The organism is Mycobacterium sp. SMC-4, from assembly GCF_050205565.1.
In the GTDB taxonomy this organism is placed as follows: Bacteria; Actinomycetota; Actinomycetes; order Mycobacteriales; family Mycobacteriaceae; genus Mycobacterium.
On record NZ_JBNMQU010000002.1, the window covers coordinates 1 to 26058 of the forward strand.

The 26058-nt window shown below is 66.9% G+C and carries 23 protein-coding genes and 1 pseudogene; 9 read left to right on the forward strand and 15 right to left on the reverse strand.

Features of this window, described 5'->3' with window-relative positions; all coding sequences use genetic code 11:
- Positions 1-427 (reverse strand): NlpC/P60 family protein (locus tag ACQI46_RS04715; protein ID WP_427092816.1); only part of this gene is annotated, 427 nt, incomplete at its 3' end.
- 282 nt (positions 428-709) lie between these two features.
- Here ACQI46_RS04715 and ACQI46_RS04720 point away from each other — a divergent pair.
- Positions 710-1793, forward strand: a pseudogene (locus ACQI46_RS04720) (IS110 family transposase).
- A gap of 291 nt (positions 1794-2084) precedes the next feature.
- Here ACQI46_RS04720 and ACQI46_RS04725 read toward each other — a convergent pair.
- From ACQI46_RS04725 to ACQI46_RS04745, 5 genes are all read right to left on the reverse strand, one after another.
- Complete coding sequence (locus ACQI46_RS04725) at positions 2085-3899, reverse strand: DUF222 domain-containing protein (protein ID WP_427092817.1); 1815 nt, start codon at positions 3897-3899, stop codon at positions 2085-2087.
- An 85-nt stretch (positions 3900-3984) separates the two neighbouring features.
- The gene (locus tag ACQI46_RS04730) at positions 3985-5121 is read right to left on the reverse strand and encodes an alkaline phosphatase family protein (RefSeq protein WP_427092818.1); all 1137 of its coding nucleotides are present in this window, start codon (positions 5119-5121) and stop codon (positions 3985-3987) included.
- 1 nt (position 5122) lies between these two features.
- Entirely contained in the window at positions 5123-5563 is a 441-nt protein-coding gene (locus ACQI46_RS04735; protein WP_427092819.1) for a response regulator, read from the reverse strand.
- Positions 5560-7158, reverse strand: a complete 1599-nt coding sequence (locus ACQI46_RS04740; protein WP_427092820.1) for a sensor histidine kinase — start codon at positions 7156-7158, stop codon at positions 5560-5562. The genes ACQI46_RS04735 and ACQI46_RS04740 overlap by 4 nt, the downstream gene beginning before the upstream one ends.
- Positions 7155-8330: a PP2C family protein-serine/threonine phosphatase gene (locus ACQI46_RS04745; protein WP_427092821.1), complete on the reverse strand. Its 1176-nt coding sequence runs from the start codon at positions 8328-8330 to the stop codon at positions 7155-7157. Before ACQI46_RS04745 ends, ACQI46_RS04740 begins: the two co-directional genes overlap by 4 nt.
- Before the next feature lie 253 nt (positions 8331-8583).
- On the opposite strand from ACQI46_RS04745, the gene ACQI46_RS04750 reads away from it, so the two are divergent.
- The 4 genes from ACQI46_RS04750 to ACQI46_RS04765 all read left to right on the forward strand — a co-directional run bounded on the left by ACQI46_RS04750 (position 8584) and on the right by ACQI46_RS04765 (position 11335).
- A complete protein-coding gene (locus ACQI46_RS04750; protein WP_427092822.1) occupies positions 8584-9795 on the forward strand; it encodes an acyltransferase family protein in 1212 nt (403 codons plus the stop codon).
- Positions 9796-9856: 61 nt separating this feature from the next.
- A complete protein-coding gene (locus tag ACQI46_RS04755) occupies positions 9857-10546 on the forward strand; it encodes an Rv0518 family GDSL lipase (RefSeq protein ID WP_427092823.1) in 690 nt (229 codons plus the stop codon).
- A 22-nt stretch (positions 10547-10568) separates the two neighbouring features.
- Complete coding sequence (locus ACQI46_RS04760; RefSeq protein WP_427092824.1) at positions 10569-10862, forward strand: Dabb family protein; 294 nt, start codon at positions 10569-10571, stop codon at positions 10860-10862.
- Between the two features lie 95 nt (positions 10863-10957).
- Entirely contained in the window at positions 10958-11335 is a 378-nt protein-coding gene (locus ACQI46_RS04765) for a group I truncated hemoglobin (RefSeq protein ID WP_427092825.1), read from the forward strand.
- Here ACQI46_RS04765 and ACQI46_RS04770 read toward each other — a convergent pair.
- Entirely contained in the window at positions 11286-12050 is a 765-nt protein-coding gene (locus ACQI46_RS04770; RefSeq protein WP_427092826.1) for a glutamine amidotransferase, read from the reverse strand. The genes ACQI46_RS04765 and ACQI46_RS04770 overlap by 50 nt on opposite strands.
- 35 nt (positions 12051-12085) lie before the next feature.
- On the opposite strand from ACQI46_RS04770, the gene ACQI46_RS04775 reads away from it, so the two are divergent.
- Together ACQI46_RS04775 and ACQI46_RS04780 are read left to right on the forward strand one after the other, a co-directional pair.
- Positions 12086-12865 carry an O-succinylbenzoate-CoA synthase gene (locus ACQI46_RS04775; protein ID WP_427092827.1) on the forward strand — a complete coding sequence of 260 codons (780 nt, stop codon included), beginning with the start codon at positions 12086-12088 and terminating at the stop codon, positions 12863-12865.
- Between the two features lie 87 nt (positions 12866-12952).
- Positions 12953-14134, forward strand: coding sequence for a cytochrome P450 (locus ACQI46_RS04780; protein ID WP_427092828.1), 1182 nt, complete (start codon positions 12953-12955; stop codon positions 14132-14134).
- An 18-nt stretch (positions 14135-14152) separates the two neighbouring features.
- On the opposite strand, the gene ACQI46_RS04785 is transcribed toward ACQI46_RS04780, so the two are convergent.
- The 8 genes from ACQI46_RS04785 to ACQI46_RS04820 all read right to left on the reverse strand — a co-directional run bounded on the left by ACQI46_RS04785 (position 14153) and on the right by ACQI46_RS04820 (position 23008).
- A complete protein-coding gene (locus ACQI46_RS04785) occupies positions 14153-14890 on the reverse strand; it encodes an enoyl-CoA hydratase/isomerase family protein (RefSeq protein WP_427092829.1) in 738 nt (245 codons plus the stop codon).
- A 1-nt stretch (position 14891) separates the two neighbouring features.
- Positions 14892-16433, reverse strand: coding sequence for an aldehyde dehydrogenase (locus tag ACQI46_RS04790; protein ID WP_427092830.1), 1542 nt, complete (start codon positions 16431-16433; stop codon positions 14892-14894).
- A 26-nt stretch (positions 16434-16459) separates the two neighbouring features.
- The gene (locus ACQI46_RS04795; protein ID WP_427092831.1) at positions 16460-17227 is read right to left on the reverse strand and encodes an ABC transporter ATP-binding protein; all 768 of its coding nucleotides are present in this window, start codon (positions 17225-17227) and stop codon (positions 16460-16462) included.
- A gap of 28 nt (positions 17228-17255) precedes the next feature.
- Positions 17256-18101, reverse strand: coding sequence for an ABC transporter permease (locus ACQI46_RS04800; protein ID WP_427092832.1), 846 nt, complete (start codon positions 18099-18101; stop codon positions 17256-17258).
- 1 nt (position 18102) lies between these two features.
- A complete protein-coding gene (locus ACQI46_RS04805; RefSeq protein ID WP_427092833.1) occupies positions 18103-18930 on the reverse strand; it encodes an ABC transporter permease in 828 nt (275 codons plus the stop codon).
- 2 nt (positions 18931-18932) lie between these two features.
- On the reverse strand, positions 18933-19979 hold the full coding sequence (locus ACQI46_RS04810; RefSeq protein ID WP_427092834.1) for an ABC transporter substrate-binding protein: 1047 nt from the start codon (positions 19977-19979) through the stop codon (positions 18933-18935).
- Positions 19976-20722: a GntR family transcriptional regulator gene (locus ACQI46_RS04815; protein ID WP_427092835.1), complete on the reverse strand. Its 747-nt coding sequence runs from the start codon at positions 20720-20722 to the stop codon at positions 19976-19978. The genes ACQI46_RS04810 and ACQI46_RS04815 overlap by 4 nt, the downstream gene beginning before the upstream one ends.
- 711 nt (positions 20723-21433) lie before the next feature.
- On the reverse strand, positions 21434-23008 hold the full coding sequence (locus ACQI46_RS04820; RefSeq protein ID WP_427092836.1) for a PucR family transcriptional regulator: 1575 nt from the start codon (positions 23006-23008) through the stop codon (positions 21434-21436).
- Between the two features lie 152 nt (positions 23009-23160).
- Between ACQI46_RS04820 and ACQI46_RS04825 the strand changes: the two genes are divergently transcribed.
- Positions 23161-24564: an MFS transporter gene (locus ACQI46_RS04825; protein WP_427092837.1), complete on the forward strand. Its 1404-nt coding sequence runs from the start codon at positions 23161-23163 to the stop codon at positions 24562-24564.
- The gene (locus ACQI46_RS04830; RefSeq protein WP_427092838.1) at positions 24557-26056 is read left to right on the forward strand and encodes an aldehyde dehydrogenase family protein; all 1500 of its coding nucleotides are present in this window, start codon (positions 24557-24559) and stop codon (positions 26054-26056) included. Before ACQI46_RS04825 ends, ACQI46_RS04830 begins: the two co-directional genes overlap by 8 nt.
- The last annotated feature ends 2 nt before the right edge of the window (positions 26057-26058 follow it).

Genomic DNA, 26058 nt, shown 5'->3' on the forward strand with positions numbered 1-26058 from the left:
GGAGAGGCGGTGCCATCGGGGGCGCCAGCATCGGGTCGGGTGGCGGCGGCATGTCGGCGGGCATCGGCAGGAACATGTGGTTGGTGAACTGGTCCTGGTAGGCACCTCCACCGCCGACTTTGACTCCGCCGCCCTCACCGGAAGACACCGGGGTGCCGTCGGGCAGCGTCACGGCCGTATGGCCGCGGTTCCAGCCGACCACCAGGGCGCCCGGCGCTGTGCCGTGCTGGAAGCCGCGAGCCAGGAGCGCGCTTTCGATGTTGCCGGTGTGGAACCGGTCGCCGTAGACCGGCCGGCCTGTCGCGGCGTTGGTCACCCAGGACACCAGACCGGAACAGTCCGTGCCGGACGGTGAGTCACCACCAGTCACGTACGGAGTCCCCGCCACCTGGTTGACGAGTGTCAAGAGAGTCGCGAGAGCAAACATGCGGACGGACGTTAACAGGGGTCTCTAAAACAACCCAAACTCTGTGACCATGACCACAATCCGTCGAATTGTGCAGTGCACATCACGAAATTGACTGTTGGAAGCCGCGTTTGGCTCGCACTCAGCGCCAACGAAAGTGATTGCGCCGCTTGCCATTACAACTCATCCGGTCGCAGGTTCCGCCTAGACGATATGGGGGGCTGGGGCCTCGCTCAAATGTGATCGTGGGTTGCCGTCAGGAGTGGGTCCTGGCCGGTAGAGCCACAGATTTGGGAGGCCCCAGTGATACGTCAGCGTACGAGTGTTGGGTTGGACGTGCACGCGCGATCGGTATTTGCGTGTGCCCTTGATTGGGGAAACCGGTGCACTTACCGAACGTCGGATGACGCCGGTGCATGGTGAGGTTATCGAGTGGGTGCAGTCGTTGCCCGGACCGGTGAGCGCGGTGTACGAGGCAGGTCCAACCGGGTTCGGGTTGGCGCGGGCGTTCGCGGCAGCTGGGATCGACTGTCAGGTGCTGGCTCCGTCGAAGTTGATCCGGCCGTCGGGTGATCGAGTCAAGACCGATGAACGTGATGTGCGGCATCTAGCCCGGCTTCTTCATCTCGGCGAGGTGGTATCGGTAGCGATACCGTCGGTGGCCCAGGAAGCGGCGCGTGATCTGGTTCGTGCTCGTGATGACTGTCGCGGCGATCTGATGAGTGTGCGCCACCGGATCTCGAAACTGCTGTTGCGTCAGGGGATTGTGTATTACGGCGGTGAGGCCTGGAATTTCAAGCACCAGCAGTGGCTGCGCCAGCAGCGTTTCACCAATTTCGGTCAACAGGCAGCATTCGACGCTGCCTTTGACGCCATGCTGGCCACTGTCGATCGACGGGACCGCCTTGATCATGCGATCGCCGAGATGGCCGCCGACTCGGAGTTCACCGATGTCGCTGACCGGTTGCAATGCCTACGCGGAATCTCCACGCTCACTGCGTTCGGTCTGGCCGTTGAGAACGGGGATTGGCACCGCTTCACCGGGCGCACGATCGGCGCCTACGTTGGGTTGGTGCCGACGGAGTACTCCTCGGGCGACACACGCACCCAGGGCCCACTGACCAAGACCGGCAACGGCCACGTTCGTCGTCTGCTGATCGAGTCCTCCTGGCACCATCGCAAACCATACCGACCCAGCCAACGACTCCGCCGGCGCTGGGAGACGGTCACCCCAGCGCTCCGCGCGCGCAGTCACGCTGCGAATCGACGCCTACACACCCGATGGGCACGCTTTGATCAGCGCCACAAACGTCCAGTGATCGCCAACGCCGCCATCGCTCGTGAGTTGGCCGGCTGGTGCTGGTCGTTGGCTGTGCTCGACGACTGAATAACCCAGAATTGTCCCGATGGAGTCACTGACGCCGGCAAGCGTTTGACCGAGCGACACGCGTCCGTTCTATGAGGAAACATGGTGCACCGCAGCATGTTTACCCTCGGTCCTAGACCAGCGAACCGCTCACGCCGAAAGTCCCGTCATGCGGTAACCAACCCGCGAATATCAGACTGACCCAGCGTCGACATGACGCCGCGTCAAACCTATCGGGCCATCGAAGCGGCGGCCGCGACGACGGTCGTGGCCGCCGCTTCACCCTGCACCTTGACAAGGGTGCACCCCATATCAGAACGGCGGTGTGTCGTCGGGTGGGGTGAGTTCTTCGCCGTTGGTGGTGAGGGCTTCGGTGTTGATACGGCGCAGGACGTTGATGTAGCGGGCTTGTGCTTGGGCGCGGGTGTATCGGCGCCGGGGCATCATGGTGCCGCGGCGTTGGTGTGTCGGTTGTGGTGGGGGTGGGTCTTTGGTCCATAGGGTGGCGGTGGGTTTGCTCAAGGTGGGGAAGAGCAGGGCGCTGCCGGGTTTGGTGGTGTAGGTGTGGCCGGTGGGGCTGTGCCATTCGATGGTGCCGTCGGGGTATTGGCGGTCGTACCAGCCGTCGGGGCCGGACCAGAACGTCTTCAGTAGGTGGTGGAAACGGCAGAGGCACTTGAGGTTTGAGGGGTGTGTGGGGCCGATCGGGTAGGGCACGGTGTGGTCGATGTCGGTTGTGGTGGCCGGGATGTCGCAATACGGGAAGCGACAGGTCAGGTCGCGGCAGCGGATGAACTCGGCCAGGGTTCGGGAAGGGATGTAGCGCGGTTCGGCGAGGCTGTTGCCGGGGTGGATGATTTCGCGGATGCGGGCGTTGCCCAGCAGCGGGTGTAGCCCGGCGGCCGGGATCAGCCCGGCACCGAAGATCAGCGCGGCTTTGGGCACCGGCTTGGGCTCGGCGGCCGGCTCGCCGGCGGGCCCGGGACGCACCTCCGCCGTCGACGCGCCGTCACCCGCCTTGGTGGCATGGTCGCCGGCGACGCCGGTCTGGCCCTTGCCATCGTCGAGCTCACCCGTCTCGGCTTGGGCTTGCTTGCCATCCGATGCTTGCTCACCGACGGGTCCCGGGCGCAGCTGCGCAGACGGGGCGACCGGGTCGCCCTCGCCGTCGCCGTCGACCGGCTCGACCGGGTCGTTCTCGGCGTCCTCGCCCTCGCTGTCGCCGTGGGCCGGTTCGCCCGGTTCGTCGGGCTTGTCCTTTTTGGCTGCCTCGGCCGCGGCGGTGTGGGCGTGGTCGAGGGTGGTGGCCTCGGTGATGAGGTAGACGGTGGTGTTGGGAGTGGGGGCCGGGTGGTCGGCGGCCTCGCAGTCGGGCAGACCGCACTGGCAGACCAACGCATCGAGCCCGTAGCTGATCGCGGCCAGCGCATCGTTGCGGCGTTCGTCGAGGCGGCGCGGATCGGCAGCGCAGACACTGTGAGCGATCCGTTCAATACGGTCACGCAACGCCGCGGCATCACCGGCATGCATGCGCGCATGCACACTGACATAGCCGGGCGGATCGGCGTGCTCGCCGATCTCCACGCTGCGCGCGGACTGGGTGTAGCGGGGCACGCGTTGGGCGGCCGGGTCGTGGGCGATGACGGCGGCATCGACGGCCTGGTCGATCTTCTCGCGCGAGAGCCCACCCCAGAACCCGACCTGGCCGGCCAGCGCGGCGTCCACCGCGGCCATCACATTGTCGTCGGTGATCAGTTCGGTGCGGTAGACAATGGTGCGCACCAGCAGATCACTGATCAGGCCCTGGGCGAACAAGGCCGCGACCCGGGGGAGCCGGTCCCGCAACCGCACCCCGCGGTGGGTTTGGGCCAACGCCAACCCCTGGGTGACCCCCAGCGCGGCGGCCAATTCGGCAGCCACGGCAGCATCAGGGTCCAGCCACCAGCCCTCGCGCTGCTCAGCGGTGGCGGTGGCGGCGTGGGTGCGTCGATCGAACAGCTCAGCCAGCACCGCCAGCTTGCGTGCTGCGGCGATGTTCTCCGCGCGTGAGCAGTTCCGGGCAGCATCGATCAGCGCGGCCGCGCTGGCCGCGCTGATCTGCTCCACCTCCGGAACATTGTCGAACATGTGTTCGAGTATGCCAGTGGGGTGTGACACCTCGGCGCACCAAAGTGGGGCGCTGCCGATCAGTTCCGGCCACCGACAAAACGGCTCATCCCACGGCGAGAAGCAGCGGAATCCGCTGCTCGGCGTCGGTCAGCGATCCGTGCTGGCCGACGAGCGACGACTCCACCGGTTCGGCGGTCTCGCGGAGCACCCCGGCCGAACCGCGGGCAGCGGCGACCACGTCACCGACCCGCCGCAGCACCTCGTCGGTCACCCGCGGGCCGAACCATCCCGCACTCACCGCGTCGTCACGGGCGACCACCCACGCACGTTCGCCCAGCTCCGCACGCCACGCCGCAAGCACGTCGTCGAGCGCTCCGTCACGCACGTACACGTGGCGAGCCCGCACCTCCCCGCCGAGGGCGGCGACGCCATCGAGCAGGGCCTCGGATCGGTCGGCGTCCACGGTCTGAGCGCGGTCGAGTGCGATCATCCCGTGATCGGCGACCACCGCCAGCAATCCACCGGACGGAAGGTCCTCGACGATCGACTCCACGAGCCGGTCGACCTGACGTAGCTGGAAGCGCCAGGCGGGGGAGCCGGGCCCGTGCAGGTGCCCGACCAGGTCCAGATCGGCGTGATAGCCGTAGCAGAAGCCGCGTTCGGTGATCGCGGCGGACACGGCTGCCGCGAGGTCTCCGAGGGCGTGCACGCCGATGTAGCGTCCGCCGCGCAGCACGGCGCGGGTCAGACCCGACCCGGTGAACTGCGCGCCGGAGACGACGCTGACCGCCACACCGGCGGAATCGGCGCGCTCGAACACTGTGGCCCGGGGCTGCACCTGCTCGGGAACCGCGCTCGCCCGCAGATCCTCACCCCACGGGTGGGGACGCCACCGCAAGGCGTTGATCAGCCCGACATCTGGCAGCTTGAACGACATCCCGACCATGCCGTGCTCGCCTGAGCGGCAACCGGTCCCGACCGCAGCGAGTCCGGCAGCGGTGGTGGACGGGAAACCCACCTGCAGGGTCTGCCGGCGCATACCGGCCAACACCGGAGCATCGGCGGCGTGGCGCTCGAGCAGTTCGGCGCCCAACCCGTCGATCAGCAGCACACACGCACCGGCGACGTCGCCGGGCAACTGCAACCGCGATTCGAAGCCGTGCACACCCATCGCAGCGAGCACCGCCGGCGCGACGTCGGCGAGATGGGGCAATTCCGCATCGAGCCTGGGCAGGTCCACGTCAGAACTGGGGTAGGCGGACCACCTGCACGAAGAACTCGTCGATCTGGCGCACCGCGTTCATGAATTGGTCCAGGTCCACGGGTTTGGTGACATACGCGTTGGCGTGCAGCTTGTAGCTGCGCAGGATGTCCTCCTCGGCCGCCGAGGTGGTGAGCACCACGACCGGAATATGGCTGAGGTCGGGGTCGGACTTGATCTTCTCGAGCAGCTGCCGCCCGTCGTACTTCGGCAGATTCAGGTCCAGCAGGATCAGATCAGGTGTCGGAGCGTCGGCGAAAGGTCCACGGCGATAAAGGAAGTCGAGACCTTCCTCGCCGTCGTGAGCGACATGCAACGTGTTCTTGATCTTGTTGTGTTCGAAAGCTTCTCGGGTGATCAACTCGTCACCCGGGTCGTCCTCGATGAGCAACACGTCGATGGCGCGTTCAGCCGGTGTCATGACATCGATCCTTCCAAAGCTGGTGCCGCCGTGTCATCCACCGGGATGGGCAGCGTGAATTCAAAGCGTGTTCCGCCGGTGTAGTCGTTGTCAATCCAGATGGTTCCGCCGTGATACTCGACGATCTTCTTGCACAGCGCCAGGCCGATGCCGGTGCCGCTGTAGGTGTCGCGACCGTGGAGCCGCTGGAAGATCACGAACACCTTGTCACTGAATTCCGGGGCGATCCCGATCCCGTTGTCCGCGACCGAGATCAACCAGTGCGGCTGATCGGAGTCGGACCCGACGCGTGTCTCGATGACGACGCGCGGCAGGACGTCGGGCTGCCGGAACTTGATTGCATTGCCGATCAGGTTCTGCCACAGCATCGATAGCAGCGTCGGATCACCTTTGATGGTCGGCAGCCCGTCGGCGGGCCGCTGGATCACCGCGCCGGACTCCTCGATCGACGCCGTGAGGTTGCCCAGCGCGGTGTCGAGGGCGGCGTCGAGGTCGACTTCGGTCTCGGTGGAGTTCAGTCGCCCCACCCGCGAGAACGTCAGCAGGTCGTTGATCAACACCTGCATGCGCTTGGCGCCGTCGACGGCGAAACCGATGTATTCCACGCCGCGCTCGTCCAGCTTGTCGCCGTACCGTTTCTGGAGCAGCTGACAGAACGACGCGACCTTGCGTAGCGGCTCCTGCAGATCGTGCGACGCGACGTAGGCGAACTGTTCCAGTTCGGCGTTCGACCGGCGCAGTTCCTCGGCGTGCTCGTCGAGCGACGCGGTGGCCGCCCGCGACGCTTCCAGTTCATCGACGATGCGCTGACGCATGTTCTCCACGTCGGCCGCGATCGCACGGATGTCCCTGGGGCCCTGCGGGAGAATCCGTTCGTTGAAGTGCCCCTGCGCGACGCGGCGACACGCGATGGCCACCGCCGACAGCGGCTGCATCAGCGCCCGGCGCAGTATCAGTGTCAACAAGACCATCGTCAGGATGAAGGTCGCCAGCATCGCGACCATGACAGCGTTGCGCCACTCGCGGGTCCGCTCGAACTCGGCGACGCCGACCTCGCGGGCCTCTTCCAACCGTTGGTTCTGAACGTCGAAAAGCACGCGGAGACGGTCGAACTCATTCTTGCCGACGTCGGCCAGAGCGGCCGGGATGACGTCAGGCCGGCCCGGCTCAACGGTCGCGATCGCAGGTTCTGCGAAGTCGGTCCGCCAGGTGCCTGCGGTCTGCTCGATGGCATCGAGGTCCTCGAGCAGGTCGGGACGGTCTTGTTCGAGGATCCGCAACTGCGCCGAGGTTTCGGCCTCGACTCGGCGGCCGTCCTCGTACGGGACCAGGAACTGCTCGTCCGCCGAGATCAGGTAGCCACGGATCGCGGTCTCCTGATCGCGCAGGGCCGCCTGCAGCTGGTAGGCGGCGATCCGGGACGGCTGGATCTGGTCGATGACCGCGGTCGTCGCCTCGTTGGTGCGCTCCACCAGCACCGCGATCGCGACGGTGCCCACCAGCACGACGAAACCCATCACCGACATGACGAGGTACTGCCAGCCCTGCACGGTCAGCCGCGGCCCCTGTCGGACCTCCTGTTGCGACGCGCTCATCGCTGCGCCACCCGCTCGACCCGCACGACAGCGATGTCGTCACCGATGCCGCCTTGCGACTGTGCCCGGTCTTCGACGGCATTGATCAGCGCGTCGACGAACGCCCGGCCCGGTAGGGCCGCCAGCGACTGCGCCAACTCCAGCAGCCCGTCTTCGCCGAGGCGTTCGTTGCCCCGGCCGATGTGTCCCTCGAACAAGCCGTCGGTCAACAGCACCAGTCCTTTCCCTTCGGGAAGTTCAACCTGTGCGGGCGTCCAGTCCCCGGCCCGCAGTCCCAGCGCCGGACCGCCGGGCGGTTCCACCCATTCGACGGTCCCGCCGCCGTGCAGCAGCATTCCGGGATGGCCGGCACGCACCGCGGTGATCAACGGTCCTTCCGGCGGGATCGCCAGGCTCAGCACGGTCGCGAAGATGCCGCGGCCCGCGCGTTCGGCCCGCAGGATCCGTTCCAGCTGACGCATGCGGTCCGATCCGCGTAAACCGGCGAACGTCAGCGTCCGCCACGCGATGCGCAGCGCGACCCCCAGAGCGGCTTCGTCGGGTCCGTGTCCGGCGACGTCGCCGATCATCACGTGGACGGTGCGGTCCGGCGTCTGCACGAAGTCGTAGAAGTCGCCGCCCAGCAGCGCGTTCTCCCGGCTCGGCCGGTACTGGCTGACGATGTCGACGCCGGGGTTGTCCAACAGCAGCGGCGACGGTAACAGCCCGCGTTCCAGCCGGGCGTTCTCGCGTTCCCGCAGCCGGGTGGCGTGCAGGTCGACGGCGGTGAGCTGGGCGCGCTTGCGTTCGATGGCGTAGAGCACCGCGCGGCGCAGCGTCTCCGGGTCGACGCGGTCCTTGACCAGATAGTCCTGCGCACCAGAGGCGACCGCCACCGACGCGAAGTGCTCGTCGTTGAGACCCGTCAGCACCACCACGGGGATCGTCGAGTCCACCCGGGCAATGCGGGTCAGCCCGTCCATTCCGTCGACGTCGTGCAGATGCAGGTCCAGCAGGATGCAGTCAGGGCGGTTCTGGACGAGCAGATTCTCGGCCTGGGCCATGGTCTGCGCCCACGCGACCCTGATGTCGGCTCCCGTGTCGGCGATCAACTCCTCGACCAGGATGGCGTCGGCGCGGTCGTCTTCTACCAGCAGCAACGACAGGGTGTCGGCGTCATTCAGGAGGCTCATGTGCCCCGGGACTCTCATCGGCGCGCGCAACTCGCGCGAGCCTGCTTGTTCGATTGACAATTTCTCGACAATACCCGGCGGACACCTGCCACGGACAATCCCACGGACCCGGCGTTGCGCACCGACGGCGGGCCGCGCCGCTGGTAACGTCCGATCGGTCGCCGCTGTTGAGCTCGGGGGAGGCGGCCCAGCGCAAGCCCTCCCGTCCATCGGCGTCGTACGAAACCCCTGATCCAGAACTCGATTCGACGAAATGAGCGGTGTGCGCAGCGGAGAGATCAAGGCCTTGTCCGGCCTGCGCATCGTCGCTGCGGTATGGGTGGTGCTGTTTCACTTCCGGCCGCTGCTGACCGAGGCGGCACCGGGTTTCACCAGTGCGCTCGCCCCGGTGCTCAACGCCGGGGCACAGGGCGTCGACCTCTTCTTCATCCTCAGCGGTTTCGTGCTCACCTGGAACTATCTCGACCGGATGGGTCAAACCTGGTCGACCTCGGCGACTCTGCGGTTCCTGTGGCTGCGGCTCGCGCGGGTGTGGCCGGTGTATCTGGTGACGATGCACCTGGCGGCGGCGTGGATCATCTTCACCCTCTACGTCGGACGGGTTCCGGCCGAACCGCCGGTCGTGGAATCTCTCAACGCGACGGCGTGGTGGCGGCAGGTGCTGTTGGTCCAGCTGTGGTTCGAACCGTATTTCGACGGGTCGAGCTGGGACGGACCGGCGTGGTCGATCAGTGCGGAATGGTTGGCCTACCTGCTGTTCGGCGGACTCGTCCTGGTGGTGTTCCGGATCGCGTCGGCGACGCGGGCGCGGGGACTGATGTGGCTGGCGTTCGCGGCCGCGCTGCCGCCGACGCTGTTGCTGTTGGCCAGCGGAGTGTTCTACACGCCGTGGAGTTGGCTGCCGCGCATCGTCATGCAGTTCCTGGCCGGTGCGTTGGCCTGTGCCGCGGTGCGCAAACTCCAACTGTCCGACCGGTCGCGGCAGGCCGCCGGGGTGGCGTCGTTGGCTCTCGCCGCGGCGATCGTCGGTGGACTGTACTGGCTGGACGCGCATCCGCCGGGCGACATCCATGACGCCGGGGGACTGGTCGATGTCTTGTTCGTGCCGTTCGTAATCGCGTTGTCCGTCGGCGCGGGCACGTTACCGGCGCTGTTGTCCTTGAAGCCGATGGTCTATCTCGGCCACATCTCGTTCAGCCTGTACATGCTCCATGAAATCGTGCACACCGCGTGGAACTGGGCGGTCCTGCAGTTCGAGATCACCCTGACGCCCAGCTGGTCGGCCAAACTGACGGTGCTGGGACTGGTGCTGTTGGCCGGACTCGGCGCGGCGTTGCTGTACCACTTCGTCGAGGAGCCTGCGCGAAAGTGGATGCGCCGCATGATCGACCCGCGCCGGCCCGAGCTCCCACAGGCGGCCGATGCAGGGCACGGCCCGCTGCAGTTCGTGGCACGGGCGGGCTGACCGAGCCGTGGCTGCGGCGCGTCGCTGGGACGGTGACGGACCGCGAAACTACGCTGGCCCGGTGAGTCGCCTGTTGACGTACCTGCTCGCCGCCGTGGTCCTTCTCGGCAGCGCGGCTGTCGCATTGCCCCAGGGCGAGCGGCACGAGGTGCAGCATCTGAATTTCGTCGCCAACCGGGTGACGGTGATCGGTGATTCGTACACCACCGGCAGCGACCAGGGCGGGAACGGACCCGACGGGTGGGCCCCCCAGGTGTGGCGTGACCTGTCCGAACGCGGTATCGCGGTCACGCCCACGGTGGCCGCCGAAGGGGGTGCCGGCTATTGCACCCGGGGAAACCGGGGGAGTGTCTTCGAGGATCTGACCGTGCGATCGGTCAAGCCCAGCGACGCGCTGGTGGTGTTCTTCGGATCCCGCAACGACATGCAGGTCGACCCCGCACGGCTGTCCATCACGATGTACGGCACGTTGAGACTGGCCCGTCAGATCGCCCGCTCGGCCAAGCTCCTGGTGATCGGGCCGCCGTGGCCGACCGCGACGCCACCGCCGGAGATCCTGCGGATCCGCGACATCCTCGGCTATCAGGCCGAACTGGCCGGGGCCACGTTCGTCGACCCGATCGCGGCGCGGTGGTTCGTCGGCGGACCCGAGTTGATCGGCACGGACGGGGTTCATCCCACCGACGAGGGGCACACCTACATGGCGGCCAAGATCGCACCTTTGATCGGCGCGCAACTCAACCCGTACTGAGCCGCGCTGCTACCGTGCTCGGGTGATCCGCAATGTGGTGCTGGCCAAACTGAAAGCCGGCTACGACACCGTCGAGTTGAGCGCCATCCAGCAGGGCATGCGGGAGCTGAACTGCCCGGGCACGGTGCGCATGACCGTCGGCACCGACGCGGGATTGCGGGACGGCAATTGGGATTACGTGATCGTCGCCGACTTCGCCGATGAGGCCGCCTACCGCGGTTACGACGAAGACGCCGCCCACAACGAGTTGCGGGCGCGGCTGACGCCGATGGTCGAGCAGATCGCGCGGGCGCAGTTCGAGATCCCCGAGGCGTGACCTCACCGGGTGCACGGCGCGCCGGTGAGGACAAGTTAACCGGTTCGGTAAACCTCGGGCGGTCGGGTGTTACGCCTGACGCACACCCTCGATCCATGAGCATCTTCGACCAGATCGGCGGATCTGCCGCCGTCACAGCGGCTGTCGACGACTTCTACCGCAGAGTCGTCGCCGACCCTGATTTGACACCGTATTTCGACGGCGTGGACATGAGGCGGCTGAAAAGCCATCAGCGGTCGTTCATCGCCGCGGCGATCGGCGGACCGGACCTCTACCTCGGCCGGTCCATGCGAGATAGCCACGCGCCATTGAACATCGGTTCGGAACACTTCGACCGCGTGGTGACGCACCTGGGCGACACCCTCGCCGACCTCGGCGTGGATACGGCCATCGTCGACGCGATCGGGCAGAAGCTCGCACCCCTCAAAGCGGAGATCGTGACGGCGACGCCGGTCGCCGGTAGCGACGTGTGAACGCGCGCAGGATCCGCATCGGGTGCGTGACGTGCCGTTGCCGCGCAGTGTCTTTGAGCGCTTCAGCAGTCTCCGGCGGGAAATACCCGTAGTCCTTGTAGACGTCGATGCGGGTGTACAGCCCGTCGAGGTCGAGCTCGGGATGGAACTGCGTGGCATAGACGTTGGCGCCGACCCGGAATGCCTGCACCGGGCATGCCTCGGAGGTCGCGAGTCGCTCCGCGCCGGGCGGAAGCGCTGACACCGCCTCCTTGTGCCCGCCGAACGCGTCGAACGTCGTGGGCAGATCCGCGAACAGCGGGTCCCGGCGCCCGGCATCGGTGACGGTGACGCTGACCGGCCCGACCGGCTCGGTGTGGACCCTGTCGATGACCGCGCCGATCGCGACACCGACGGTGCCGATTCCGTAGCAGCAGCCCAGAAACGGGAAGTCGCGCGTGATGACCGCGGCCAGCAGGCCGGCAAGTTCACTCTCGACGCGTCGCTGCGTCGGATCCTTCTGTTCAGGAGCGTCGCTGACGTTGTACGGCCCGCCGCCCAGGATGATGCCCGACCAGTTACCCAGATCGACCTCTCCGAGCGCATGCTCGGTCAGCCGGATGCGCCGCACACCGCGTTCGTCCAGCCCGGAAAACCGCATCACCGCCCGGTACTCGTCGTCGGCGGCTTCATCCTCGGCGCGGATCGACAGGAACAGGAACGGGGCGTCGGCCACGGCGCCAGACTAGCGACGGGATAGCTTGTCGAGCAGTGAGAGCACTGATCGATTTCGACGCCGCCCCCGTTTTCGCCGTCCCGACCGCCACCGGCGTTCGGGAGGGTGTGCTGCTCGACGGCCCGCAAGGCTGGGGCGAGTTCAGCCCGCCTCCGGACGCGGACGAAGTGCTGGCCGCGCGGTGGCTGACCGCCGCAATGGAACCGAGCACGGTCGGCTGGCCGGACGCTGTGCGGGGAAGGGTCGCGGTGACCGACGGCACCGACCGCGTCGTCGTCGAGGTGACCGATGTCGACGACACGGTCGCCCAGATCGCCGGGTTGGGTGACGCGGTGGAGTTCGTCGAGCTCGTCGGCTGCAGTCCCGACGACGCCGCAGCGGTCCGGCGACGGGTCGAGGTGCCGGTGGCGGTCGACGCGGCATTGCTGACTGTCGAGCGCGAGTGCGCCGATGTCGCGGTGTTGCGGTGCGCACCGCTGGGCGGGGTGCGCCGCGCGTTGCGGCGCGCCGAACGCCTGCGCCTGCCGTGTGTGGTCGCGTGCACCGGTACGACCAGCATCGGTCTGGCCGCCGACGTGGCGCTGGCCGCGGTACTGCCGGAGCTGGCGTTCGCGTGTGGTCCGGTCCCGGAGTGGCTGCGTGACGCCGACGTGGTCTCGCCGTCCCGCACGCTGCTTCCCGCGGACGGTGTGCTGCCCGCCGCGCCGATGCCGGCCGCGCCCGATCCGGCGCGCCTGTCCGGCTTCGCGGTCACCGACTCGGCAACAGTCAATCGGTGGCGCGACCTGCTGCACCGCACCGCGGCACTGCTCTGACACACCACGATCGCCGTGCGCTGATCTTGACCACGCGCCGCCCCGGCTGCTAAGCAGGTGCCCAGCACCCACAGCCCCAGGAGCCCCATGACCGCGCCGACCGACGCCGAGCTGTACTACGACCCGTACAACGTCGACCTCAACATGAACCCGTACCCGGTGTTCGCCCGCATCAGGGAAGAGGCGCCGCTGTACTACAACGAGCAGCACGACTTCTATGCGCTGAGCCGGTACGACGACGTCAACAAGGCGGTCATCGACCACGAGACGTTCATCTCCGGTCGCGGAGCGCTGCTCGAGATCATCAAGTCCGGCATGGAGATCCCGCCGGGCACCTTGATCTTCGAGGATCCGCCGATCCACAACATCCACCGCAACCTGCTGTCACGGATGTTCACGCCCCGCAAGGTACTGGCGCTGGAACCGCAGATCCGTGAGTTCACCAGACGCTGCCTCGACCCGGTCGCCGACACCGGGCGGTTCGACTTCGTCAACGACCTCGGCGAGCAGATGCCGATGCGGGTGATCGGCATGTTGCTCGGCATTCCGGAGGACCGGCAACGTCAGATCACCGCCCACGGCGAGGAGACCCTACAGAACGACAAGGTCGAGTCCCTGGCCACGGGCGAGGTCTTCGCGGAATTCCTCGATTGGCGCGCCGAGCATCCGTCGGACGACATCATGACCGATCTGCTCACCGCCGAGTTCACCGACGAGACCGGCACCGTGCGCACCCTGCGTCGTGACGAGCTGCTGCTGTATCTGACCGTAATCGCCACAGCGGGCTCCGAGACGACGACCCGGCTGATCGGTTGGGCCGGAAAGACTTTGGCCGATTACCCGGACCAGCGCCGGGAACTCGTCGAGAACCCGGCGCTGATCCCGCAGGCCATCGAGGAGATCCTCCGCTGGGAGCCGCCCGCGCTACAGATCGCCCGCTACGTCACCCGCGATGTCGAGTACTACGGCCGAACCGTGCCCGCGGGTTCGGCGATGCTCATGCTCGTCGGCGCAGCCAATCGCGATCACCGCCGGTTCCCGCCGGACGGCGACGTCTTCGACATCCACCGAGAACAACGCTCGCACATGACTTTCGGCGCGGGGACCCACTTCTGCATGGGCAACGCGTTGGCCCGGCTCGAAGGTCGTATCGCGTTGGAGGAGATCCTCAAACGCTTCCCGACCTGGGAGGTGGACTGGGCCAACGCGAAACCCTCAGAGACCGCTGCGGTGCGCGGGTGGGCGGCGATGCCCACGTTCACCGCCTGACCCGCGCCTACGCCGGGCTCAGTTGCCCGTCTGCAGCCGACGCAACGATCCCAGCACCAACCGGTCGCTGGCCAGTTCGTAGGCCTGGCTCTCCGACAGCGACTCCACCGACCGCAGCATCGCCCGGATCTCGGTGTGCACCCGCGGCTGGGCCGCAAGCAGCACCCCGACCTTCTCGGAGATCACCGCGTCCAGGGCGTCCACGTCGTCGACGACCTGGTTGAGCAGGCCGATCGCAACCGCCTCGTCACCGGACACCGGTGCACCGCTGGCCGTCAACCAGAACGCCGCGCGCCGGCCGACCATGGCCGGGAGCCAGGCCAGTACCAGCGCCGGCGCCAGATTGATGCGCACCTCGGGGAAACTGAGCCGGGCGGCTCGGGTCGCCACCGCGACATCGCACAGCGCCGCCAGGCCGACCCCGAACCCGGCCGCGTCGCCGTGGACCCGGGCCACAGTCACCAGTGGCGTCGAAGCCAGCGCGTCGTTGACCGCGATCAGACGGCGCACCTCACCGGGCAGGTCGTCCGGCGTCGCCGCCGTGCGCTCCCGGCCCAGACAGAAGCTGTCCCCGGCGCCCGCCAGCACCAGCATGTGCACGCCCTCTGGTGGCGCGGTCAGGATCCCGGCCAGAGCATCACACATGTCCATCGTCATCAGGTTGCCGTCCGGACTGTCCAGACGCACCGTCAACACAGCGCCGTCGCGCTCGACCTCCAGTCCCGGAACAGTCGAAATCTCCTGTGCCACAGTCACGTCAGTTCAGCCTCTCCACCGCCACGCCGCCGTACCAGTCGACATCGTCGGGCGCGGTCCGCACCGTCACCGCGCGAACATGGGTGAAGTCGTCGAACGACTCGGTGCCGCCTTCGCGGCCGTGGCCGCTCTCGCGGACCCCGCCCCACGGGGAGCACGGGTCGAGCCGATGATGGTCGTTGACCCACACGATGCCGTGCTCCAACTTCGAGGCGACGCGATGTGCGCGTGCCACATCCCGGGTCCAGATCGACGATCCGAGACCGTAGGGGGAGTCGTTGGCGATCGCGATCGCATCGGCCTCGTCCTTGAACGGGATGACCACGAGCACCGGACCGAAGATCTCTTCGCGCGCCACCCGCATCTGGTTGGTGACATTGGCCAGTACGGTCGGAGCCACGAAGTACCCGTCGAGGCCCGGCACGTCGACGGCCTTGCCGCCGGTCGCCAGCGTCGCCCCTTCGGACACACCGATCTCGACGTAGTTGAGGATCCGCTGGCGGGCCCGCTCGGAGATGACCGGTCCGAGCTGGGTGCTCGATTCCCGGGGATCACCGATCCGGATGCGCTCGGCCTGCGCCACGAGACCGGCGACGAAGTCGTCATACACCGTCTCCTGCACCAGGATTCGAGTTCCGGCGATACAGGTCTGGCCAGCCCCGACGAAACCGCCGAACGCCGCGCCGCGCGACGAGACCTCGGCGGGGACGTCGTCGAACACCAGCACCGGGGTCTTGCCGCCCAGTTCGACCGTGGACTTCGCGAACCTCTTTGCGGTGGCCACCGAGATGATCCGGCCCACCTCGGTGCCGCCGGTGAAGACCACCTTGTCGACCTGGGGGTGCTCGGAGAGTCCCGCACCGGCCACCGGTCCCAGGCCCGGGATCACGTTGAGGACCCCCGGCGGGATCCCGGCTTCCAGCGCCAGGTCGCCGATCAGCAGTGCGGTCAGCGGTGTCTGCTCAGAAGGCTTGAGCACCACGCTGTTTCCGGTCGCCAGTGCGGGCGCGACGCTCTTGGAGGCGATCATCAGCGGGTGGTTGAACGACGACAGCGTGGCCACCACACCGAGCGGGAACCGCGACGTGTACGAGTGGTACGGCCCGGACATCGGCACCACCGAGTCGCGGCCGGCCAGCAGCAGAGCAGCGTTGTACCGGTACCACTCGGGCAGGCGGGTGATCTGTGCCTTGGTCTCGGTGATCGGCCTGCCGTTGTTGTCGGTCTCCAGGCGGTACAACTTGTCCATGTCACGTTCCAGCAGATCGCCGAACCGGTTCAGGATGCGGGAACGCTGATGGATCGGCATCTGGGACCACACCCCGGAGTCGAACGCCGCGCGTGCGGAGACCACCGCATCGTTGGTGTCCTCGGCGCTCGCACTGTGGCACCGCGCGAAGACGCTCCCGGTCGCCGGGTTGATCAGGTCGAGGATCTCGCCGCGACCGGGCCGACGTTCACCGTTGATGAGCAATCCCTCGACGTCCTGGCCGTTGGGGGGGTTCTGGTCGTTGACCGAGTAGGTCGCAACCGATTCAGACATTGAACTTCTTTCTCAGGTAGAGGTTTTCAGACGGCAGCGGGGCTGGTGGACTGCTGGCGGGAGCTGGCTTCGAGCTCCTCGAACCGGCGGAGGATCGACGATTCGAGCACTGCCACCTCGGTGTTCGAAGCCTTGCGGGGCCGCGGCAGGTCGACGGTGATGTCCTCGTGGATGGTGCCACCGGGCGCCAACATCAAGATCCGGTCGGACAGTTCGGCGGCCTCCTTGACGTCGTGGGTGACGAACACGACCGTCTTGCGCGTCTGCGCCCAGATCTCCTGCAGATGCTCACGCAGGCCGCGGGCGGTGATCGCGTCGAGGTGGCTGAACGGTTCGTCCATGAGCAGCACGTCGGGTTCGATCGACAGAGCGCGGGCGATGCCGACGCGCTGCTGTTGCCCACCGGACAACTGTCCGGGCCACTTCTTCTCCGCGTGCCCGAGACCGACCCGCTTGAGGGCCTCGTGGACCCGCTGTTTGGCGGCTTCGTCGCGGACCTTCTGTACGTACATCAAGTTGTCGAAGATCGACCGCCACGGCAGCAGCCGTGGCTCCTGGAAGACGTACGCGAGCTTGGCCGCCTGGCCGGCACGGCCGATCGTGACCGAGCCGGAGGTGGCCGACTCGATCCCGGCGATGATGTTGAGCAGCGTGGTCTTTCCGCAGCCCGACGGTCCGACCAGCGAGACGAACGACTGGTCGGCGATCTCGAACCCGATGCGGTTGATCACGGTCTGCGGCCCGGTGGGGGTGGCGAACACCTTCAGCAGATCGGTGACGGTGACGTTGGCCATGAGTGGTTCTCCTTTGAACGAGAGGGGTCTAGGCTGCCGCGGCAGCGGTGGGATCGCCGGGCTTGGATTCACCGTCGCGCCAACGGAATGCGCGTCGGGTCAGGCGCTCGAGCAGCACCCGATCGGTGAGCACCATGAAGGCGATGAAGAACGCGATCCACGCCACGAAGCCGGGCAGCTGGTTGGCGTCGTACCAGTAACGGGCACGGTGCCCGACGCCGTCTGCCGAGCCGAACCATTCCGACAGCAACAGACCGTTCCAACCGGACATCACACCGAACCGGATGCCCGCCGCCGCGTAACCGGTGATCGCGGGCAGCACGACATGGCGCAAGCGGCGCGCCGACGGCACGTCGTAGGACTGCGACATGTCCAGGAGCGCAGGCGGGACCGACCGCGCCCCGGCTGCGACATTGACGACCACGAACGGCACGGCCGACAGGATGACGGTGAGGATTGGTGCGGTGTCGGCGAAGCCGAACCACATGGCACACAACAACGCCCAGATCACCGCGGGAATCGCCAGGCCGACCAGGTTGACGTCGCCGAACATGTCGTCGAAGACCCGGAAGGACCCGATCGCGAGCCCGATGATGATGCCCAGCACGATCGAGATGGCCATGCCGATCACGAAGCGCTGCATGCTGACGGAGAAGTTGAAGAAGAACTCGCCGCGTTCGATCTCGTTGATCGCAGCCTGGACGACGGGCATGGGGCCCGGTATCCGCTCGCCGAACATGCCGGCCAACTGCCACAGCACCAGGAACAGCAGCGCGGCGGCGGTGGTGGCCCCGGTGGGGCCGGTCAGAAAACGGACGGGACTGTTGGTGCGGTCGCCGACCTTGTCGGGACCGTCGATGACGGGAGCGCTCATGTCAGCGCCCTCCTCTCCATGCGAAGAACCGCTGCTCCAGGCCGGCCAGGAACACTCGCTCGATCAACAAGATGAAGATCACGAAGAACCCGGTCCAGGCCAGCACACCGGAGACCGAAAACTCCTGGAACGACTGACGAATCATGAAGCCGATACCGCTGCGGCCACCGAACACCTCGGTGAGCGCCTCGACCTTCCACGCCATCGCGAAGCCGTACCGCAGTGCGGCGAACAGGAAAGGCATGACCGAGGGCAGGAAGACCGACTTGATGACGTCGCCGCGGCCGAGTCCGTAGACCGTGCTCATGTCCACGAGGCGGCGATCCACCTCCTCGACGCCCTGCGCGACGTTGAGCGCGACGTAGGGCAGCGCGACGAACGCGACCACGACGACCGGTCCGATCGCACCGATGCCGAACAGGATCAGCGCGAACACCGCGTAGGCGAGGCCGGGAACGTTGCCCAGCACCAGGAGTGGCTGCTGCCAGAAGTACTTCTGGTAGCGGACGCGACCCATCAGCAGACCCAGCGGGACGCCGAACACGGTGCCGATGGCGAAGCCCAGGACGATCTTGACGATGCTGGCGCCGAACTGGATGAACGCGGTGCCGTCGGCGGCCAGGTGCCACATCTCGGTACCGACGGTCCACGGTGCGGGCAGGACGTACTCGGTGAACACGATCAGCGAGCAGAACGACCAAACACCAAGCAGTACCGCGTATCCGACGAGATGGAGGCCGACCCGACCGAATGATGCGGTGATGGCCCGGCCGGGCGCCGCCCCCTTGTCGGGGGCGGCGTCGGCCTTCTCACGGGACGAAGCAGTCATTGTCACGACTGTCCGCCCTTTTCAGATGGCCGGAACTTGGGCTGTGCCTGCTCTTCGGCCATGAAGCCGGTCTCCTTGAGCAGCGGGAAGACCTGTGCCTCGTTGTCGGCCCACTCCTGGTCGAAGCGGACATCGCGGACGAACCAGTCGTGGTCGCTGATGTAGTTCTGCACGAACTCGATGTCCTCAGGCGCCTCGACCGCGAAGTGCTGCGGGTAGGTCTCGATGATCTCGGCCTTGTTGGCCTCCCACTCCGACAGGCCGCGCTGCCAGACGTCGAGGAAGAACTCGACCTTGTCCGGGTTCTCCTGGGCCCATTCGTTGCCGGCCAGGAACACGTTGATCATCGGGCCTTCGTGGCCGGCGACGACGAGTTCGTCATACATGTCCGAGGAGGCCTTGCCGTCGTAGAGGACCTTGAGCTCACCGCTGCGCAGGCCCGGGGCGGCGAACTCCGGCAGGCACAGACACGCTGCGACCTCGCCGCGGCTGACGAGGTCGGCCTGCTGCTGCGGGTCGGAGACGATGAGGTTGTAATCGCCTCCGCCGGTGCGGAAGTCGACGTCGTGCATCTTCTTGGCGAAGGCGCCCCAGAGCAGGGTCGCAGACACCGCGGTGTAGACGGAGACGTCCTGCCCCTTCAGATCGGCCAGGGTCTGGGCCGGGTTGTCGGCGGCGGTGATGATGACGCTGCGGTCGAGGTTGTACTTGCCGATGATGACGGTGTCGCGGCCTGTCTCCTCTTCGATCACCGGGACCTCGTAGGACGCCGAGGAGACGATGTCGGCGTGCCCGCCGGCGAAGACACCGAACTCATCCCACGTCGACGAAGCCTCGATCTTGATTCCGGACTCCTTCTCCATCTCGGCGAGGATTCCCTTGTCGGTGATGTAGTCCCAGACCGGATCCGGGGCGAAGGTGAACCTGATGGTTCCGCTTTCGCCTCCGCCTCCGCTACCGGAGTCCGGCCGAGATACGCAGCCGGACATCGTAATTGCCGTCGTGGCGGCGATCAGAGCGGCTGCCAGCCGTCGTCCCAGTCCGTTCACGCTCTAGTTCCCTTCGGTCGGCCGCCCCTCGGCTTCGTTGCCGAGGGCGCGGGGTCTTTGTGGTCGCGATCGTGGTAGCTGACGAGTTCGTCGCCGCCGGTCGCGGACGGGTGTTCCAACAGGTAAGACAGGATGTAGTCGTGCGATGTGGCCAGATGCTCGCGGGTGAGCCGGGCAGCCAGAGCCGGATCGCCGCTCTCGACGGCATCGAGGATCGCGACGTGCTCGGCATGCAGGTGCTCGGTCTGCCCGATCACCTCCAGATGCATGTACAGGTAGCGGTCGGTGAGCCGGCGTAGCTGTTCGACGAGCTCGATCATGCGTGGGCGTCCGGCCCGCTTGTAAACGGCCGCATGGAATTCGGCGTTGGCGGCCAACCAGACCGGCGGCTCGGTGCTGGTTTCCATCAACGTCATCTGCTTGCGCATCATCAGAATGTCGGCGCGGCCGACTTTCGGGACCGCGATGCGCGTGGCCAGCGGTTCGATCGCTTCGCGGAGTTCGTAGAGCTCCTGGAGTTCGGGGATGGACATCCCGATCACCACGGCGGTGGCGTTCGAGCTGGGGTGCATCAGCCCCTCGCCCGAGAGCATCTGCAGCGCATCCCGCACGGGGATGCGGCTGACCCCGAACCGTTCGGCGAGGCTCAGTTGCGACAGTCGCGATCCAGGGGCGATCTGGCCGTGCAGGATCTCGGTCCGCAGTTGTGCGGCGATGCGACTGGCAGCACTTTCGTATGCCATCTGGCCTCCTTGTCTACCAATGGACCAGAATGTATACATCCGGTGTTTGTGTTGTCAATCACTCGGTCCGGGGAGCATAAGTTGTGTCACATCCGGGTTGGCGGCGAGCGATCACCGCGCCGGCTCGACCTGCCTGCCCCGCTGTGGCCACGACTGCCCGCCCCGCTGGCCTCGACCTGCCCGCCTCCGCTGGCACCGCCTGCCCGCCCCGCTGGTTACCGCTCACGTACCAGCAGTCACACGAATCCGCTTTTTGCAGACGGCCTCTCGTACTTTCCCTGCACAATGCGGATACCTGTGACAGCTGAGGCACGAGCGCCTCGACCGGGCGGACGTCGCCATCGACTCACACCCTGACGGTTGCTTCCCGAGCTCACGCACCAGCAGCCACACGAATCCGCTTTTTGCAGAGGGCTTCTCGTACTTTCCCTGCACAATGCGGATACCTGTGACAGCTGAGGCACGAGTGCCACGACCGGGCGGACGTCGCCATCGACTCACACCCTGACGGTTGCGTCCGGCCCTCACGTACCAGCAGCCACACGAATCCGCTTTTTGCAGAGGGCCTCTCGCACTTTCCCTGCACAATGCGGATACCTGTGACAGCTGAGGCACGAGTGCCTCGACCGCGTGCAAACTCCCCGGCTGAGGACCACGGCGAGCCGCACGAACCCCTCGACCGAGCCGCACGAGCCCCTCGACGCGACCTCGCTATCGACTCAGCAAGAGTTCACAGAGCAACCGCTCGGCAGGATCATTGAGATCCAGGTCCGAGATCTCCCGGATCCGCTTCAACCGGTACCGCAGTGTCGTGACGTGGACGTTGAGTCGCCGGGCGGCGACCACGACGTTGCCGAACGCCGACAGGTACTCGGTCAACGTCGCGACGTACTCCGAACCGCTGGTCCGGTCCTCCGTGCGCAGCAGCTCCAGCTTCGGATAGTCGATCCGGTTGCTCTCGACGAACTGGTGCAACTCCGCCAGCACGATCCGCGGCAAGGCTTCGTCGAACGACGTTACCGTCAAAGCGGTTGCGGGAAGGGCGGTTTGGAGTACCTGGTCGACCTGGCCGCGGGCCAGCGGCACATCCTGCAGGCCGCCGACGGTGCGGCTGATGGCGATCTGCACGCTGCGCCCCGGCAGTGCCTGCCCCACATGTGTGCCCATCGCCGCCACGAATTCCTTCCATCGGGCGGTCGGTGTCTGCCCGTCGTGCGCCAAGACGCAGTACACGGTGTGACCGAGTGTCGTCGTGGCCGCCCGGCGGCGGTAGGACTGGCAGTACATTCCGACGGATTCGACGATGCGGTTGCGGTCGAGGTTGCTCAACAACGCATCCGGGGACGTCCGCAGACCCAGCACGGTGTAGTGCGATGCAGGGGAGAGTCCGTACTCTTCGGCGGCCGAATGCGGCATGCTGCCCTCGTCGAGCAGGTACCGCATCTGCCGGTCCTGTGTCGATCGTCGACCGAACCCGATCTCCTGATGACGCAACAGAAATGGTGCCGCCACCCGGGCGGCGGCAGCCATCCGGTCCTCGACGTCGTCCGGCAACGGGGTGTCGCCTTCGGCGACCCACAGGATGCCGAGCAGGAAGCGCTCGGCACGGATCGAACACAGCAGCCGCCGCCGGGCTTCGAAGGGTCCCTCCTCGACGACAACCACCTCGTCGGTGCCCAGAAGAGTGTCGAGGACACCGAGCGACTCCAGGTGCCGCAGCCAGTCATCGGGGATGCGGCGACCGAGGATCGCGATGTCGCGGCCGCGGTCGACCTGGTCGGTGGAGCTCGAGTACGACAGGACCCGAAACTTCGCGTCCTCGATGATCACCGGACCGCCGAGCATCTCGGCGAGCGATTCGGCCAGACCGGCCAGGTCCTCGACGGCCACCCCCGACCCCAGGATGTCGTCGGGCTGCGCGTGTGCGAGCAGATCGCGGATCAGGTCGGCCAGCGCCAGCCACGGTATGTCGCCGCTTCGCTCCAGCAGCGCCACGCCCGTACGGGCGGCGGTCGCGCGCACCCGTGGCACGACGTCGGCCGGCAGGGGGTCGGTGATGACCGCGCAGGCTCCGCGATCTGCCGCGACGCCGATCACCTCGGCCCAGTCGCCGGCCCCGTGTCCGATGGCCAACATCAGATCGGCGCGCTCGCTGGACTGACGGTCGAACACGCACAGGGAACGCACCCGCAGGCTCTCGTCACCCGGGGCAGCCACGATCGCCAAGAGATCCTCGCCGAGTTGGCGGGGCAGGTCGTGGACCGAGATGCCCGTCGCAATGTCCACGCCCCCAGCATGCCACCACGGGCTTTCGTCCATTCGTGCACGGGCGGGGGCGATCTTGCATCAAAACGATGACCATGACCCCGATCACCCGTTCCTAGACTCGCCGGCGTGGTGCCGAAGCGCCCCGCAAACACGACGACAGGAGTTCCCGCGTGAGAACACGGAAGCCCGACACGATGCGCGGGACGGTGACGCGCGCACAGTGGTGGACACTCATCGTCACGATGTCCGCCTGGGGGCTCGACGGGTTCGACGGCAGCCTGTTCACTCTGGTCGCAGCGCCGGCGATCACCGAGGTGCTCACCACGGACGGCATCGCCCCCGACCAGTCCGCCGTCACGATGCACATCGGCATCGCGATCAGTCTCTACCTGTTCGGTTGGGCGATCGGATCGATCAGCCTCGGCATCCTCGCCGACTATTTCGGCCGGGTCCGCGTGCTGACCATCGGCATCGTCACCTTCGCGGTCTTCACGGTGTTGACCGCGTTCGCCACCGAGTTCTGGCAGATCGCCCTGTTCCGCTTCATCGCCGGTATCGGCTCGGGAGTCGAGTATCCGGTTGGCGCCGCGCTGATCGCCGAAACCTGGAACAACCGGTACCGCGCCCGCGCGACGAGCCTGATGGCGTCCGGCTACGCCGCCGGCTACTTCCTGGCCTCGGTGGTCTTCGGACTGATCGGTCATCTGGGCTGGCGCAACGTCATGCTGATGACCGCGGTGCCGATCGTCCTCGTCATCATCATGCGACGTTTCGTCGCCGAGCCGGAGGTGGCCGCCGCGGCGCGGGCCGAGCGCCGCGCCCAGGACGAAGCCGCCAAAGCCGGCCATGCCGAGCGCAGCAGGTTCACGCTCACCGAACTGTTCTCCCGCAAGCTGCGCCGGACCACGTTGCTGGCCATGGCGATCTCCCTCGGTTCGCTCATCGCGTTCTGGTCGATCACCACATGGGTCCCACAGATGATCCGTCAGCTGGCCGGCGACGCGGGACTGGATGCGGCGTCGACGACTTCTCAGGTGGCCCTCGGCACCGCGATGCTCAATCTGGGCGGCTTGATCGGTTATGCCACTTGGGGATCGATGGCCGACGCGCTCGGCCGCAAGCGGGCGTTCCTGATCAGCATGGCGTGCATGTGGGGCGGTTCGGTGGTGTTGTTCCCGTGGGACTGGGGCTTCACCATCTACCTGGTGGTCCTCCCGGTCATCGGCTTCGGGATCTTCGGGGCGTTCTCGGGGTGCGCGGTCTGGTTCCCCGAGCTCTACGCCCCGCGGGTGCGTGCCACCGCACTGTCGTTCACCAACGGTGTCGGCCGAATGGTCACCTCCTTCGGCCCGCTTTTCGCGGGGGCGCTGGCCCTGGCCGTGTTCGGCGGCAACCTGCAGCTGGCCATCCTCACCCTGGCCAGCGTCGGACTGATCGCGCTGGTGGGCATCAAGGGTCTTCCCGAAACCCGCGGACAGATGATTTACGAAGGCAGCGAACGAGAGTCGGCGGCAGAGGCAACACCGCCGCCGGTCACCGACGACACGAAGGAATCGAGGATCACCAATGGCTGAGCGAACCAAGATGCTGATCGAAGGGCGCCGGGTCGCGGCGACCGGCGGGCGGTGGCTACCGGTCCGCAACCCTGCCACCGGCGAAGTCCTCACCGAGGTGCCGGCGGGCGACGCCACCGACGTCGACCTCGCGGTGGCCGCGGCACGGCGCGAATTCGACCACGGCGAGTGGTCGAAGACCACCGCCGCCCAGCGTGCCCGGGTGCTCAACCGGCTGGCCGATCTCATCGACGAGCGGATCGAGGAGTTCAGCGCGCTGGAGGCCACCAACAACGGCCGGCCGATCAACGAAACCCGGGCGCAGATCGGGATCGTCCCGGACTTCTTCCGCTACAACGCGGCTTTGGCGCTGACGCTGCGCGGAGAGACCGTGCCGGTGGGGGAGGGCTACCTCGACTACATGGAGTACGTGCCCCTCGGTGTTGCGGCGGTGATGACGCCGTACAACCACCCGGTGATGATCGCTGCGCGCGGTATCGCCCCGGCCCTGGCGACCGGTAACACCGTGGTGGTCAAGCCGTCGGAGCTCACGCCGCTGACGACGCTGTTGTTGGCCGAACTCGCTTACGAGGCGGGGGTTCCGGGCGGTGCATTGAACGTGGTGATCGGGCTGGGCCAGGAGGCCGGCGCCGCGCTGACGAACCATCCGCAGGTCAATCGCATCGAGTTCACCGGGGGCACCGAGACCGGACGCGCGGTGGCCGCGGCCGCAGGACGCAACTTCGGCAAGGTGACCGCCGAACTGGGCGGTAAGACACCGGTGTTGATCTTCGACGACGCATCGCTGGACGACGCGGTGGCCGGGGCTGCGTTCGCCGGTTTCATCGCCGCCGGGCAGTCGTGTGTCGCCGGCGCCAGGGTGATCGTGCACGAGTCCCTCGCCGCGGATTTCACTGCGCGCCTGGTCGATGTCGCCGCCTCCATCCGCCTCGGCGACCCGCTCGATCCGTCGACCCAGATGGGACCCGTCATCTCGGCCGCGGCCCGCGACCGGACGCTGCGGTACGCCAACGGCGCGGCCGACGAGGGTGCCAAGATCCTGTCCGGCGGACAGGCGCCTAGGCTCGGTGGCCGGCTGGACGGTGGCTACTTCGTCGAGCCGACGGTGATCGGGGACGTGACGGAGGACATGACAGTGGCGCGCGAGGAGGTCTTCGGTCCGCTGGTCTCGATCGAGACGTTCGTCGACGACGACGACGCCATCCGCAAGGCCAATGCCTCCCAGTTCGGGTTGGGGGCGGCGGTGTGGAGTCGCGACATCGGCCGCGCACACCGTGCGGCACAGAGCATTCGGGCCGGAATGACGTGGGTCAACGATCATCACCGGCTCTCCCCGGCGATGCCGTGGGGCGGGTTCAAGGACTCCGGAATCGGCAAGCAGGCAGGCACCGAATCGTTCTTCGGCTTCCTCGAGAAGAAGAACGTCATCGTCCGGATCGCCGAGGGTGCACCCGCGTGGTTCACCGGCGGTGACACATCACGGCTGAATTAGAC